Genomic DNA, 14,242 nt, shown 5'->3' on the forward strand with positions numbered 1-14,242 from the left:
CCCCCCCCCCCCACAAAAGCGGATGTCAGGCGCCGATGATCCCGCCGTCTTCCCGGGTAATCACCATCACCGACGAGCGCGGCTTGCCATTGGGCAGGTGCTCGGGGAACGTCGAGCCGCCGTTTTCCCCGGGGTGCTGGATCCCGACGAACAGGGTTTTGTGGTCCGGCGCGAAACTGATCCCGGTGACTTCGCAGCCCACCGGCCCGACCATGAAGCGGCGGATTTCACCGCTGTTGGGGTCGGCGCAGAGCATCTGGTTGTTGCCCATGCCGGCGAAGTCCCCGGTGTTGCTGGTGTCGCCGTCGGTGAGGATCCACAACCGCCCGGCCTGGTCGAAGCCCAGGCCATCGGGGCTGTTGAACATGTTCTGCGCATTGACGTTGGACGAGCCGGCCTTTGGCGTGCCGGCGTGTACCGTCGGGTTGCCGGCGACCACGAACAGATCCCAATCGAAGGTGTTGGAGGCGTGGTCGTCACGCTCGGTGCGCCAGCGCAGGATCTGCCCGTAGACGTTCTTGGCCCGTGGGTTGGGCCCGTCCACCGGCTGGCCGTCTTCACCGCGCTTGGCGTTGTTGGTCAGGGTGCAATAGACCTGGCCGTCCTTCGGGCTGACCACGATCCATTCCGGACGGTCCATGCGCGTGGCGCCCACGACGCTGCCGGCCAGGCGCGCATGGATCAACACGTGCGCCTGGTCGGCGAAGCCGCCGCTGGCGTCGAGGCCGTTCTTGCCGTGGGTCAGCTCGATCCACTGGCCCTTGCCTTTCGGGTGGTCCGGGTTGCCGTCGCCCGCATCGAAGCGGGCCACGTACAAGGTGCCGTGGTCCAGCAGGTTCTGGTTGGCCTTGGCGTTGCGGGTGTCGATGCGCTCGCGGCTGACGAACTTGTAGATGAACTCACCGCGCTCATCGTCGCCCATGTACACCACGGCGCGACCGTCGTGGGTCTGCGCCAGGGCGGCGTTTTCATGTTTGAAGCGGCCCAGGGCGGTGCGTTTGACCGGGGTGGATTGCGGGTCGAACGGATCGATCTCCACGACCCAGCCGTGGCGGTTGAGTTCGTTGGGGTTCTTCGCCAGGTCAAAGCGCGGATCGTGCAGGTGCCAATTGATGTCGCGACTGGTGATGGTAGCGCCGTAGCGCTTCTGCGCCGCGTCGAATGACAGATCGGATTGGCTGCTGCCAAAGCAGTCGGTGAAGTTTTCTTCGCAGGTCAGGTACGTGCCCCACGGCGTCATGCCGTTGGCGCAGTTCTGGAAGGTGCCCAGCACGTGCTTGCCGCTTTTGTCGGCATGGGTCTTCAGCAACTCGTGACCGGCGGCCGGACCGCTCAGGCGAATCGGCGTGTTGCCGTGGATCCGGCGGTTGTAGCGCGATTCCTGGACGAACTGCCACTGACCGCGACGGCGCTGGACTTCGATGACCGACACGCCTTCGCTGGCCTGGGCCTTGTGCACGTCTTCGGCCGACTGCGGTTGGCCGCCGTGGGCGAAGAGGTAGCGGTAGTTGGTGTATTCGTTGTTGATCGCCATCAGCGCCCGGTTGTTGTCGCCCGGGAACGGGAACAGGCTCATGCCGTCGTTGTTGTCGCCGAATTGCGCTTCCTGCGCGCGGGCGGTGCCGTTGCCGCTGGGGTCGAAGGCCGGAGCGTTCTTCTGCAAGGGCTGGCCCCAACTGATCAACACCGAGGACGTGTAGCCCGGCGGCAGCGTGAGGGTGTCGGTGGTGGCGGCGGCGATGCTATCAAAGCCCAGCAACTGGCTGTTGCCTTCGCTCACCGCGGCGGCGAGGACGCTACGGCTCAGCAGGTTGCCGCCCAGGAACATCGCTGCACCGCACAGGGCGCCGGCACTGATGAAGCCACGACGGCTCAGGCCGACGATTTTCTCCAGGTCGGTGGATTGGTTTTCTTCTAATAGGCTCATTTCAGGCTCCCTGCTGGTTTGGCAGTCACCTTAAAGTGGGTCGATGACACTAATGTTTCAGTCCGCTACAGCGGTGTGCCGAGCAGTACGTTCGTCGGCGAAAACGCCACTTGTACCGGTGAACCGCTCTCCAGCGCGCGCTCGCGCAACTGCAACGGATCGGCCAGCGCGCACAGCGTCTGGCCATTGGGCAGGCCGATGCGCACTTCACTGGGACCGTCTTCGGCAGCGGCCACCGCCTCGATCACGCCTCGCAGGACATTGGTGCCCGACGGCGCGGTCTGATCGATGGCATACAGTTGCAGCCAGCCGGCCTTGATCAGCGCCACCACTTCGGTGCCGGTGTCCAGCTCCAGGCGCAGCGTGCTGTCGTGGGTGATCTGTGCTTCGATGACCAGGCCCCGGGCCAGCTCCAGGCGCACCCGGTCGTTGTGGCCCTGGGCCTCGATGCCGACGACTTTGCCGTGCAGTTGATTGCGGGCGCTGGTGCGCAGCATCAGGCGGCTAAGCAGGCCCAGGTCCGCGGCGTCTTCGCTGGCTTCGAGCAACTGCGCCTGCAAGGTTTGCAAACGCTGATACAGGCGCAGCACGCGCTGGCCATCTTCCGACAGCTTGGCGCCGCCACCGCCCTTGCCGCCAACGCTGCGCTCGACCAGCGGTCGGTCTACCAGGTTGTTCAACTCATCGATGGCATCCCAGGCGGCCTTGTAGCTCAGGCCCGCACTCTTGGCGGCGCGGGTGATGGAGCCTTGTTCGGCGATGTGCTGCAACAGGGCGATGCGTTGGGGCCGCCGAACGATGTGTTGGGTCAGAAGTGTGGGCAATGACATGACAGAAAACTGCGCGCAGTGAAGGATGGACGGACGTTGGCGCTTTAGGCCCGGCGCGTCAAGCCGGCTCACCGGGTTTCGGCGTGCGGGCCAGGCAATACACGTCGACGCGGGCGGCGCCGGCATCGAGCAGCAGCCGCGCCAGGGTCTGGGCGGTGGCGCCGGTGGTGAGCACATCGTCGACCAACGCCAGGTGACGCTGGCGCACGGTCGCATCGGGCGCCAGGGCAAAGGCATGGCGCAGGTTTCGGCGCCGGGCCTGGGCATCGAGGTCCTGCTGGGCAGGGGTGTCCTGGGTACGGCGCAGCAGGTGTTCGTTACAGGGAATCTGCAACGGTTTGCTGAGCCAGCGGGCAAGCATCGCCGCTTGATTGAACCCGCGCTGGCGCAAGCGGCGTGCCGCCAGTGGCACCGGCACCAAGGTGTCGGGTCGCTCCAGGCCTTCATCGAAATGATGTTGCAGCGAGCCGGCCAACAGCTCGCCCATCAGTCGGCCAAAAGGCCATTTACCCTGGTGCTTGAACCGGGTGATCAGGCTGTCCACCGGAAAGTCGTAGGCCCATGGCGCGAGGACCCGCTCGAAGGCCGGCGGACGCGTCGCGCATTGACCGCAACGCAAGCCGGCCATGGGCAGCGGCAGCGCGCAGACGAGGCATTGATCGCCGAGCCAGGGCAGTTCGCTTTCGCAGGGCGTGCAGATGGGCTGCGGCGTGTCGGTGGCGTCGCCGCACAGCAGGCAGGATTGTTTGTTTTTTAACCAGATGTAAACCGGTCCTTCGTAGTGTGGTTGACAGCGCATGACTCTTCCTTAAATATGCCGAACATCCGTGTCGCGCCTGTGGGTATTGCATGCCCCCAGGTGCCAGCCAAGCATAATCAAGGAAACGCCCATGAGCGCCAGCACCACTGCCAACCTGCGTCATGACTGGTCTTTGGCCGAAGTCAAAGCACTCTTCGTCCAGCCGTTCAATGACCTGCTCTTCCAGGCGCAGACCGTGCACCGCGCGCATTTCGACGCCAACCGCGTCCAGGTTTCCACGCTGCTGTCAATCAAGACCGGCGCCTGCCCGGAAGATTGCAAATATTGTCCGCAGTCCGGCCATTACAACACCGGGCTGGATAAAGAGAAGCTTCTGGAAGTGCAGAAGGTCCTCGAAGAGGCTGCGCGCGCCAAGGCCATCGGTTCGACCCGCTTCTGCATGGGCGCGGCGTGGAAACACCCGTCGGCCAAGGACATGCCTTACGTGCTGGAGATGGTCAAGGGTGTGAAGGCCATGGGCCTGGAAACCTGCATGACCCTCGGTCGCCTCGACCAGGAGCAGACGCAGGCGCTGGCCCAGGCCGGCCTGGACTACTACAACCACAACCTCGACACCTCGCCGGAGTTCTACGGCAGCATCATCACCACCCGCACCTACAGCGAGCGCCTGCAAACCCTGGCCTATGTGCGTGATTCGGGCATGAAGATCTGTTCCGGCGGCATCCTCGGCATGGGGGAGTCCCTCGACGACCGCGCCAACCTGCTGATCCAACTGGCGAACCTGCCCGAGCACCCGGAATCGGTGCCGATCAACATGCTGGTGAAAGTGGCCGGTACGCCGCTGGAGAACGCCGAGGACGTCGATCCGTTCGACTTCATCCGCATGCTCGCCGTCGCACGGATCCTGATGCCCAAGTCCCACGTGCGCCTGTCCGCCGGCCGCGAAGCGATGAACGAGCAGATGCAGGCCCTGGCGTTCCTGGCCGGCGCCAACTCGATTTTCTACGGCGAAAAACTGCTGACCACCGCCAACCCGCAAGCCGACAAGGACATGCAACTGTTCGCGCGCCTGGGCATCCAGCCCGAAGCCCGCGAAGAGCATGCCGACGAAGTGCACCAGGCCGCGATCGAGCAGGCGTTGGTGGAGCAGAAGAGCAGCGAGCAGTTCTATAACGCCGCTGTTTGACCACCCACCGATCCGGATTGGAATGTAAGACCCGGTGGGAGCGAGCCTGTGGGAGCAAAGCTTGCTCGCGATAAACGATAACGCGATCTTCTGACGGATCGAGGTGTCCCATCGCGAGCAAGCTTTGCTCCCACGGGCTCGCTCCCACAAGGGGCTTTAGCCAGTCTTTAAACAGTTGAGGCCTGCATGCCCTTCGATCTCGCCGCACGCCTGGCTGCCCGCCGTGCCGAAAACCTCTATCGCCAGCGCCCGCTGCTCGAAAGCCCGCAGGGCCCGGAAGTCGTCGTGGACGGTCAGCCGCTGCTGGCGTTCTGCAACAACGACTACCTGGGCCTGGCCAATCACCCGCAAGTGATCGAAGCCTGGCGCGCCGGGGCGAGCCGCTGGGGCGTCGGCGGTGGTGCTTCCCATCTGGTGATCGGCCACAGCGGGCCTCATCACGCTTTGGAAGAAGCCTTGGCCGATCTGACCGGTCGTCCTCGCGCACTGTTGTTCACCACCGGCTACATGGCCAACCTCGGCGCGGTCACCGCGCTGGTGGGGCAGGGTGATACGGTGCTGGAAGATCGCCTCAACCACGCTTCGTTGCTCGACGCCGGGTTGTTGTCCGGCGCGCGTTTCAACCGTTACCTGCACAACGATGCCGGTAGCCTGGCCAGTCGCCTGGAGAAAGCCACCGGCAATACCCTGGTGGTCACCGACGGCGTGTTCAGCATGGACGGCGACATCGCCGACCTGCCGGCGTTGGCCCGTGCAGCCAAGGCCAAGGGCGCCTGGCTGATGGTCGACGATGCCCACGGCTTCGGCCCGTTGGGTGCCCATGGCGGCGGGATCGTCGAACATTTCGGTTTGAGCCAGGAAGACGTCCCGGTTTTGGTCGGCACCCTGGGCAAGGCCTTTGGCACCGCCGGGGCCTTCGTGGCCGGCAGCGAGGAGCTGATCGAGAGCCTGATCCAGTTCGCCCGTCCCTACATCTACACCACCAGCCAGCCGCCGGCGCTGGCCTGCGCCACGCTCAAGAGCCTTGAGCTGCTGCGCAGCGAGCATTGGCGGCGCGAGCATCTGCAGGTGCTGATCCGCCAGTTCCGCCAAGGGGCCGCGCAGATCGGTCTGCAATTGATGGACAGTTTTACACCGATCCAGCCGATCCTGATCGGCGACGCCGGGCGTGCGATGCGCTTGTCACAGATGTTGCGGGAGCGGGGGCTGATGGTCACCGCGATCCGTCCACCTACCGTGCCGGCCGGCAGCGCCCGTTTGCGCGTCACCCTGACCGCCGCCCACAGTGAAGCCCAGGTGCAGCGTTTGCTCAGCGCACTGGCCGATTGTTTTGCCCAGTTGGGCCCGGAGCCGAGCCATGCGTGATCGACTGATATTGCTGCCCGGCTGGGGCTTGGGCGTTTCACCGCTGGAGCCTCTGGCGGCCGCGCTGCAAGGGCTCGACGAGCACCTGCGGGTGGAAATCGAGCCGCTGCCGGCGCTGATTTCGAGCGATCCGGATGAATGGCTTGAGGAACTGGACGCGAGCCTGCCCCAGGACGCCTGGCTTGGTGGCTGGTCCCTGGGCGGCATGTTGGCCGCTGAGCTGGCGGCGCGTCGGGGCGAGCACTGTTGCGGCCTGTTGACCCTGGCGAGCAATGCGTCGTTCGTGGCCCATGCACAATGGCCCAGTGCGATGGCTGGTGAAACGTTCGACGGCTTTCTGGCGGGCTGCGCGGCGGATCCACGCCAGACCCTCAAGCGTTTCAGCCTATTGTGCGCCCAAGGCTGCGCTGACCCGCGCGGGTTGTCGCGGTTGCTGCTGGCCGGGGCGCCGAGCACCTCGCCTGAGGTGCTGATGGCTGGCCTGCAACTGCTGGCGCAACTCGACACCCGTGCCGCGTTGCAGCGTTTTCGTGGTCCCCAGTTGCATCTGTTTGCCGGCCTCGATGCGTTGGTCCCGGCGGAAGCGGCAGGTGAATTGCTGGCGTTGTTGCCGGATGTCGAGATCGGCCTGGTCGAACAGGCCGGCCACGGATTCCTTCTGGAAGATCCGCACGGTGTGGCGGCGGCGATCCAGGCGTTCTTGCATGAGTCCGGCGATGACTGATCTGTCCCTTGCCCAAGCCCCAGGCGCCTTGCCCGACAAGCGCCAGGTGGCGGCCTCGTTTTCCCGGGCGGCGAGCAGCTATGACAGTGTCGCCGAGTTGCAACGTGACGTTGGCCAGCAGTTGCTTGGGCGCTTGGCGCCTTCGTTCGCGCCAGGCCGTTGGGTCGACTTGGGCTGCGGCACCGGCTATTTCACCCGGGCCCTGGGCGGCCGCTTCGGCGAGGCATCCGGCCTGGCGCTGGATATCGCCGAAGGCATGCTCAACCACGCGCGTCCCCAAGGCGGCGCCGCGCATTTTGTCGCCGGAGACGCTGAGCGGCTGCCCTTGCAAGCGGCGAGTTGCGACCTGGTGTTCTCCAGTCTGGCGGTGCAATGGTGTGCCGATTTCGCCTCTGTGCTCAGCGAGGCTCACCGTGTATTGAAACCGGGCGGGGTGTTTGCCTTTGCCAGCCTTTGCGTTGGCACCTTGCATGAGTTGCGCGACAGTTGGCGTCAGGTCGATGGCCTGGTGCATGTCAACCGTTTCCGCGAGTTCGAGACGTATCGGCAGTTGTGTGCGGCCAGCGGGCTGGACGTGATCAGCCTTGAACAGCGCCCCCACGTGTTGCATTACCCTGATGTGCGTAGCCTGACCCATGAATTGAAGGCCCTGGGCGCTCATAATCTCAATCCGGGCCGGCCCGGCGGCTTGACCGGACGGGCGCGGATCGTGGCATTGGTCCAGGCCTACGAACAGTTTCGTCAGGTCCAGGGGCTACCCGCCACTTACCAGGTGGTCTACGCCGTGTTGGAGAAACCGCTATGAGCCAGGCTTATTTCATCACCGGCACCGATACCGATGTCGGCAAGACTACGGTGGCTGCCGGGCTGCTTCACGCCGCGCGCCAGGCCGGTATGAGCACGGCGGCCGGCAAGCCGGTGGCGTCCGGTTGCGAGGTCACGCCCAAGGGCTTGCGCAACGCCGATGCACTGGCCCTGCTGGCCGAGTGTTCGGTGCCGCTTGAGTATGCGCAGGTCAACCCGCTGGCGTTCGAACCGGCGATTGCCCCCCATCTGGCCGCCCGGGAAGCCGGCGTAGCGTTGACGGTGCAGTCGTTGCTGGGGCCGATGCGCGAGCTCCTGGCGCTGAAAGCCGATTTCACCCTGATCGAAGGCGCAGGTGGCTGGCGTGTACCGTTGGCCGACCAGGACAATCTTTCGGACCTGGCCATGGCATTGGGCTTGCCGGTTATCCTGGTGGTAGGTGTGCGTCTGGGCTGCATCAGCCATGCCTTGTTGACCGCCGAAGCCATCGCCCGGGACGGCCTGCAACTGGCCGGTTGGGTGGCGAACATCATCGAACCCAAGACCTCGCGCCTGGAAGAAAACCTCGCCACCCTGGCCGAGCGCCTGCCCGCGCCGTGCCTGGGACGCGTCCCGAGAATCAAGGGATTGACCGCCGAAAGCGTCGCCGCACACCTGCACCTGGATCTGCTGGACTGAAACAGCGGGAACGTCACGCTAAGGTTTTGGCTATGACAAGGCACTGTGCCATTAGTGTTTTTGTCGGGCCTTTCCCCAAGGCTTCTGGTTCAATGTGGGCTGTCGAACCTTCAAGAAGACGAGCCCTGTCATGCAAATCTCAGGAAACACCGCGTTCTATGCCGGTCTGAGCACTGTCCAGACAGGACAGAACCGTGTCGATCAGGCCGCCGGCCAGATCGCCAGCAATACCATCGAGCGTTCGGTCACCAGTCAGTCGTCCGAAATACAAGCCGATCGCCTGCGCTCGGTAGACCGCAGCCAACAGTCCGACGTGGCCGCCAGCATGGTTGAAATGTCCCAGGGCAAGATCCAGTTGCAACTGGGCGTCAAGGTGGCGAAGGCCTCCGACGAAATGCTCGGAACCTTGATCGATACCTTCGCCTGAAGAGCCCTTCGGATCGGTAGAAGCGCCGCGTTTGTTCGCGGCGTTTTTGTCTCTGGCGTTCGCTTGCTCAACTAATCTCTTGTGACACGCACCGTGGTTTTTTCACCGCGATGGACTCCCCGTACCTGTTACTTTCCTGTCCCGATGACGAATGGCAAAAGATCGGTGCTTGACAAGATTTGGGCGTAAACGTATGTTTCAAACAGCTGTTTGACCGCCACAACAAATCCTCGCGGTCGTTCATTCCCGGGTACATCAAGAGGTTTATCGCTATGCCTGACTACAAGGCCCCCTTGCGTGATATTCGCTTCGTTCGTGACGAACTGCTCGGCTACGAAGCGCACTATCAGAGCCTTCCGGCTTGCCAGGATGCAACTCCGGACATGGTTGACGCCATTCTCGAAGAAGGCGCCAAGTTTTGTGAGCAGGTGTTGGCACCGCTGAACCGGGTGGGCGACATCGAAGGTTGCACCTGGAGCGAATCCGGCGTGAAGACCCCGACCGGCTTCAAGCAGGCCTACAAGCAATTCGTCGAAGGTGGCTGGCCAAGCCTGGCCCACGACGTCGAGCATGGTGGCCAAGGCCTGCCGGAATCCCTGGGCCTGGCGGTCAGCGAAATGGTCGGCGAAGCCAACTGGTCGTGGGGCATGTACCCGGGTCTGTCCCACGGGGCGATGAACACCATTTCCGAGCACGGCACGCCCGAGCAGCAGGCGGCGTACCTGACCAAGCTGGTCTCTGGCGAATGGACCGGCACCATGTGCCTGACCGAACCGCACTGCGGCACCGACCTGGGCATGCTGCGCACCAAAGCCGAGCCACAGGCCGACGGTTCCTACAAAGTCACCGGCACGAAGATCTTCATTTCGGCCGGCGAACACGACATGGCCGACAACATCGTCCACATCGTCCTGGCACGCCTGCCGGATGCGCCGGCCGGTACCAAAGGCATTTCGCTGTTCATCGTGCCTAAATTCCTGCCTAACGCCGACGGCTCCATCGGCCAGCGCAACGCGGTGAACTGTGGTTCGATCGAACACAAGATGGGCATCCACGGCAACGCTACCTGCGTGATGAACTTCGACGCGGCCACCGGTTTCCTGATCGGCCCGGCGAACAAAGGCCTGAACTGCATGTTCACCTTCATGAACACCGCACGCCTGGGCACCGCACTGCAGGGCCTGGCCCACGCCGAGATCGGCTTCCAGGGCGGCCTGAAATATGCGCGTGATCGCCTGCAAATGCGTTCCCTGACCGGCCCGAAAGCGCCGGACAAGGCCGCCGACCCGATCATCGTCCACCCTGACGTGCGTCGCATGTTGCTGACCATGAAGGCCTTCGCCGAGGGCAACCGGGCGATGGTCTACTTCACGGCCAAGCAGGTCGACATCGTCAAGTACGGTGTGGACGAAGAAGAGAAGAAAAAGGCCGATGCGCTGCTGGCGTTCATGACCCCGATTGCCAAGGCGTTCATGACCGAAGTCGGCTTCGAGTCGGCCAACCATGGCGTGCAGATCTATGGCGGCCACGGTTTCATCGCCGAGTGGGGCATGGAGCAGAACGTTCGCGACAGCCGTATCTCGATGCTGTACGAAGGCACCACCGGCATTCAGGCGCTGGACCTGCTGGGTCGTAAAGTGCTGATGACCCAGGGCGAGGCGCTCAAGGGCTTCACCAAGATCGTCCACAAGTTCTGCCAGGGCAACGAAGGCAACGAAGCGGTCAAGGAGTTCGTAGGGCCGTTGGCGGCGCTGAACAAGGAATGGGGCGAACTGACCATGAAGGTCGGCATGGCGGCCATGAAGGATCGCGAAGAAGTCGGCGCGGCCTCGGTGGACTACCTGATGTACTCCGGTTATGCCTGCCTGGCCTATTTCTGGGCCGACATGGCGCGCCTGGCGGCCGAAAAACTGGCGGCCGACACCACCGAAGAAGCCTTCTACACCGCCAAGCTGCAGACCGCGCGCTTCTACTTCCAGCGCATCCTGCCGCGTACCCGCACCCACGTGGCGACCATGCTGTCGGGCGCCAATAACCTGATGGACATGAAAGAGGAAGATTTCGCGCTGGGTTACTAAGCCTTTCGCGGTTCTCCACAAGCCGCTGCTTCTTCGGGAGCAGCGGCTTTTTTTTTGGCTTGCCGAAAACCCCGGCTCCCACATTGAGGATCAATCTGATCTTGAAACAATATTCATCCAACTCAGCCTAAGAATATTTCCTCCTCTGCCGTTACAACGATGGCAGTGTGACATCTGTCACATCTCCCATGCCTGTTCGCCAAATTGCAGGCACAATGCCATTATCGATCAGCCGGGTTGGAGCTTTACCCTTGCCGCGTTCTTCCGCTGTACGTTTCAGTCATTTCCTACCGTCCTTGCTGCTGTTGCTGGCGGGGCTCGCGGCTGCGTACGTCAAGGATCTCAACGTTTTCTTCACCTCGCTGTTCAACGTCTTGCCGACCTTGGTGCTGTTGCTAGGCGGGGCTTACTGCGCCGTCTATCGACGCCAGCGTGAACTGTTCCTGATGGTCACGGTGTACATCGCCTATTACTTGCTGGACACCCAGACCGACTTCTACCGCGATAACGGCAAGGTGCGTGAAGACGCGGCGGTGGTCTTCCACCTTGTTTGCCTGCTGCTGCCGTTGTTGTTCGGGCTGTTCGCGGCGTGGCAGGAGCGCACCCATCTGTTCCAGGACATGGTGGCGCGGTTCGCGGTGTTGCTGGCCTTTGGCAGCGTGGCACTGGCCCTGGAACAAAGTTTTCCCCAGGCTTTGCTGCTGTGGCTTTCGGAGATCCGCTGGCCAGCGTTGCACGGTGCCTGGATGAGCCTGATCCAGCTGTCCTACCCGGTGTTTGCCGCTGCATTCCTGCTGCTGGCCTGGCAGTACTGGCGCAACCCTCGGCCCCTGCACGCGGCGCAATTGGTCGGTCTGCTGGGCTTGTTCTGGATGTTGCCGAAAACCTTCATCCTGCCGTTCACCCTGAACATCATGTGCAGCCAGGTGATGCTGATGATCGCCGCCGCGGTTGCTCATGAGGCCTATCAGATGGCATTCCGTGATGAGTTGACCGGCTTGCCTGGACGGCGGGCGCTGAATGAACGCATGCAGCGCCTGGGGCGCAATTATGTGCTGGCGATGAGTGACGTGGACCACTTCAAGAAATTCAACGACACCCACGGTCATGACGTCGGCGACCAGGTACTGCGCCTGGTGGCCAGCAAGCTGTCGAAGATCGGCGGTGGCGGTAGGGCCTATCGCTACGGTGGCGAGGAATTCGCCCTGGTGTTTGCCGGCAAGAGCATCGACGAGTGCATGCCCCACCTGGAGGTCATCCGCCAGTCGATCGAGACGTACAGCATCCAGTTGCGTAACCCCGAGAGTCGCCCCCTGGATGATCAACAGGGCCGTCAGCGGCGTTCCGGGTCTGCTGCTTCCTGTGTGTCGGTGACGGTCAGCATCGGTGTGGCCGAACGCCTCGAACAACGCACGCCCGAGGAAGTGCTCAAATCCGCTGACCAGGCGCTGTATAACGCCAAGGGCGCGGGGCGTAACTGCGTGATTGCCTTCGGCCAGAACCGTCGCGGCGCCGTGCGCATGGAAGCCGCCGCGGGTTGAGTGATGACGGCGCATTCAGCGTCTGGACTGTGATTGTGGGCCCGGGTGGCCGGCAGTAGGTTGAAACGATCTGCTACCGGAGAGAACCACCATGCCCGAGTACAAAGCCCCGCTGCGCGACATGCGCTTTCTGATCGACCACGTCTTCGATTTCCACGGCCGTTACGCCGAGCTGGGCGCCAGCGAGGCCAGTGCGGACATGGTCAATGCGATCCTCGAGGAAGGCGCCAAGTTCTGCGAGAAGGTTCTGGCACCGCTCAATCGCTCCGGCGACGAAGAAGGGTGCCATTTCGACAACGGCGTCGTCACCACGCCTACAGGCTTCAAGCAGGCGTTCGCACAGTATGTGGAAGGGGGCTGGCACGGGTTGGCGGCTGACCCGGCGTACGGCGGCCAAGGCCTGCCCAGTTCCCTGGGGCTGGTCATCAGCGAAATGGTCGGTTCCAGCAATACGTCCTGGGGCATGTACCCGGGCCTGACCCACGGCGCTATGTCGGCCATTCATGCCCACGGCACCGAAGAACAGAAAAAGACCTACCTGAGCAAACTCACCGCCGGGCAGTGGACCGGCACCATGTGCCTCACCGAAGCCCATTGCGGTACTGACCTGGGCCTCATCAAGACCCGCGCCGTGCCCCAGGCCGACGGCAGCTATGCCCTCTCTGGCAGCAAAATCTTCATTTCTGCCGGCGAGCACGACATGAGCCCGAACATCATCCATCTGGTGCTGGCCAAGCTGCCGGACGCGCCGGCCGGGACCAAAGGCATCTCGCTGTTCATCGTGCCCAAGTTCCTGCCCGACGCCAGCGGCGAGGCGGGGCGGCGCAATGGCGTGGCCTGCGGTTCGATCGAACACAAGATGGGCATCAAGGCCTCGGCCACCTGCGTGTTGAACTTCGACGGGGCCACGGGCTTCCTGATCGGCGAGGCGAACAAGGGCCTGAACTGCATGTTCACCATGATGAACCACGCCCGGCTCGGCACCGGCATGCAGGGCCTGTGCCTGGGGGAGGCGAGCTTCCAGGGCGCGATCCGATACGCCAACGACCGTTTGCAGATGCGCTCGCTGACCGGTCCCAAGGCGCCGGAAAAAGTCGCCGACCCGATCATCGTGCATCCCGATGTGCGCAGGATGTTGCTGACCATGAAGGCCTTCAACGAAGGCAACCGGGCGCTGACGTACTTCACCGCGCAACTGCTGGACACCGCGCACCTGAGCCCCGACGAAACCGCCCGCCAGGAAGCCGAGGACCTGTTGGCGTTCCTCACCCCGATCTGCAAGGCCTTCATGACCGACACCGGGCTGGAGGTGACCAACCACGGCATGCAAGTGTTCGGCGGCCACGGTTTCATTCGCGAGTGGGGCATGGAACAACTGGTGCGAGATTGCCGCATCGCGCCGATCTATGAAGGTACCAACGGTATCCAGGCCCTGGACTTGCTGGGGCGCAAGGTGTTGGGCAGCCAGGGCAAGTTGCTGCGCGGCTTTACCAAAATCATCCATGAATTCTGCGTTGCCAATGCCGGACACCCGCAGCTTGACGACTGCATCACCCAACTCGACGGGCTCAACCGACAATGGGGCGAGCTGACCCTGAAAGTTGGCATGGCCGCCATGAAGAATCCGGATGAAGTGGGGGCCGCCTCGGTGGATTACCTGATGTACAGCGGCTACATCATCCTCGCGTACTTGTGGTTGCGCATGGCCCTGGTCGCCCAGGCGCAACTCGACAGTGACACGGGGGATGATGGTTTTTGCCGGGCGAAATTGGTCACGTGCGAGTTTTACTTCAAGCGCCTGCTGCCACGCACAACCTCCCATCGGGCTGCTGTCGAGGCGGGGAGTGATTGCCTGATGAAGTTGCCGGCGCAGTTGTTTGCCCTTTGATGAGCTGAAGGATTTGCGTGGCGAGGGAGCAAGC

The 14,242-nt window shown here is 63.1% G+C and carries 12 protein-coding genes; 9 read left to right on the forward strand and 3 right to left on the reverse strand.

Annotated features, from left to right (window positions below):
- Nucleotides 1-25: 25 nt before the first annotated feature.
- The 3 genes from ACODSJ_RS24155 to ACODSJ_RS24165 all read right to left on the reverse strand — a co-directional run bounded on the left by ACODSJ_RS24155 (nucleotide 26) and on the right by ACODSJ_RS24165 (nucleotide 3,556).
- A complete protein-coding gene (locus ACODSJ_RS24155; protein ID WP_489104134.1) occupies nucleotides 26-1,927 on the reverse strand; it encodes a PhoX family protein in 1,902 nt (633 codons plus the stop codon).
- A gap of 65 nt (nucleotides 1,928-1,992) precedes the next feature.
- Nucleotides 1,993-2,757 (reverse strand): TOBE domain-containing protein, encoded by a 765-nt coding sequence (locus ACODSJ_RS24160; protein WP_489104135.1) that lies wholly within the window; start codon nucleotides 2,755-2,757, stop codon nucleotides 1,993-1,995.
- Nucleotides 2,758-2,815: 58 nt separating this feature from the next.
- Complete coding sequence (locus tag ACODSJ_RS24165; RefSeq protein ID WP_489104136.1) at nucleotides 2,816-3,556, reverse strand: ComFC family protein; 741 nt, start codon at nucleotides 3,554-3,556, stop codon at nucleotides 2,816-2,818.
- A gap of 91 nt (nucleotides 3,557-3,647) precedes the next feature.
- Here ACODSJ_RS24165 and bioB point away from each other — a divergent pair, with 91 nt between their 5' ends.
- The 9 genes from bioB to ACODSJ_RS24210 all read left to right on the forward strand — a co-directional run bounded on the left by bioB (nucleotide 3,648) and on the right by ACODSJ_RS24210 (nucleotide 14,208).
- Complete coding sequence (bioB, locus tag ACODSJ_RS24170) at nucleotides 3,648-4,703, forward strand: biotin synthase BioB (protein ID WP_489104137.1); 1,056 nt, start codon at nucleotides 3,648-3,650, stop codon at nucleotides 4,701-4,703.
- A gap of 186 nt (nucleotides 4,704-4,889) precedes the next feature.
- Complete coding sequence (bioF, locus tag ACODSJ_RS24175) at nucleotides 4,890-6,068, forward strand: 8-amino-7-oxononanoate synthase (protein ID WP_489104138.1); 1,179 nt, start codon at nucleotides 4,890-4,892, stop codon at nucleotides 6,066-6,068.
- Nucleotides 6,061-6,792 (forward strand): alpha/beta fold hydrolase, encoded by a 732-nt coding sequence (locus ACODSJ_RS24180; RefSeq protein WP_489104139.1) that lies wholly within the window; start codon nucleotides 6,061-6,063, stop codon nucleotides 6,790-6,792. The genes bioF and ACODSJ_RS24180 overlap by 8 nt, the downstream gene beginning before the upstream one ends.
- Nucleotides 6,785-7,597 carry a malonyl-ACP O-methyltransferase BioC gene (gene bioC, locus ACODSJ_RS24185; RefSeq protein ID WP_489104140.1) on the forward strand — a complete coding sequence of 271 codons (813 nt, stop codon included), beginning with the start codon at nucleotides 6,785-6,787 and terminating at the stop codon, nucleotides 7,595-7,597. The genes ACODSJ_RS24180 and bioC overlap by 8 nt, the downstream gene beginning before the upstream one ends.
- On the forward strand, nucleotides 7,594-8,274 hold the full coding sequence (gene bioD, locus ACODSJ_RS24190) for a dethiobiotin synthase (protein WP_489104141.1): 681 nt from the start codon (nucleotides 7,594-7,596) through the stop codon (nucleotides 8,272-8,274). The genes bioC and bioD overlap by 4 nt, the downstream gene beginning before the upstream one ends.
- Nucleotides 8,275-8,404: 130 nt before the next feature.
- Complete coding sequence (locus ACODSJ_RS24195) at nucleotides 8,405-8,701, forward strand: pyrroloquinoline quinone biosynthesis protein PqqE (RefSeq protein ID WP_489104142.1); 297 nt, start codon at nucleotides 8,405-8,407, stop codon at nucleotides 8,699-8,701.
- A gap of 272 nt (nucleotides 8,702-8,973) precedes the next feature.
- The gene (locus tag ACODSJ_RS24200; RefSeq protein ID WP_489104143.1) at nucleotides 8,974-10,779 is read left to right on the forward strand and encodes a phenylacyl-CoA dehydrogenase; all 1,806 of its coding nucleotides are present in this window, start codon (nucleotides 8,974-8,976) and stop codon (nucleotides 10,777-10,779) included.
- Nucleotides 10,780-11,030: 251 nt separating this feature from the next.
- A complete protein-coding gene (locus ACODSJ_RS24205; protein ID WP_489104144.1) occupies nucleotides 11,031-12,320 on the forward strand; it encodes a GGDEF domain-containing protein in 1,290 nt (429 codons plus the stop codon).
- Between the two features lie 91 nt (nucleotides 12,321-12,411).
- Nucleotides 12,412-14,208, forward strand: coding sequence for an acyl-CoA dehydrogenase C-terminal domain-containing protein (locus tag ACODSJ_RS24210; RefSeq protein ID WP_489104145.1), 1,797 nt, complete (start codon nucleotides 12,412-12,414; stop codon nucleotides 14,206-14,208).
- Nucleotides 14,209-14,242: the final 34 nt, after the last annotated feature.

The sequence above is a fragment of the Pseudomonas sp. FG6 genome, from assembly GCF_057809015.1.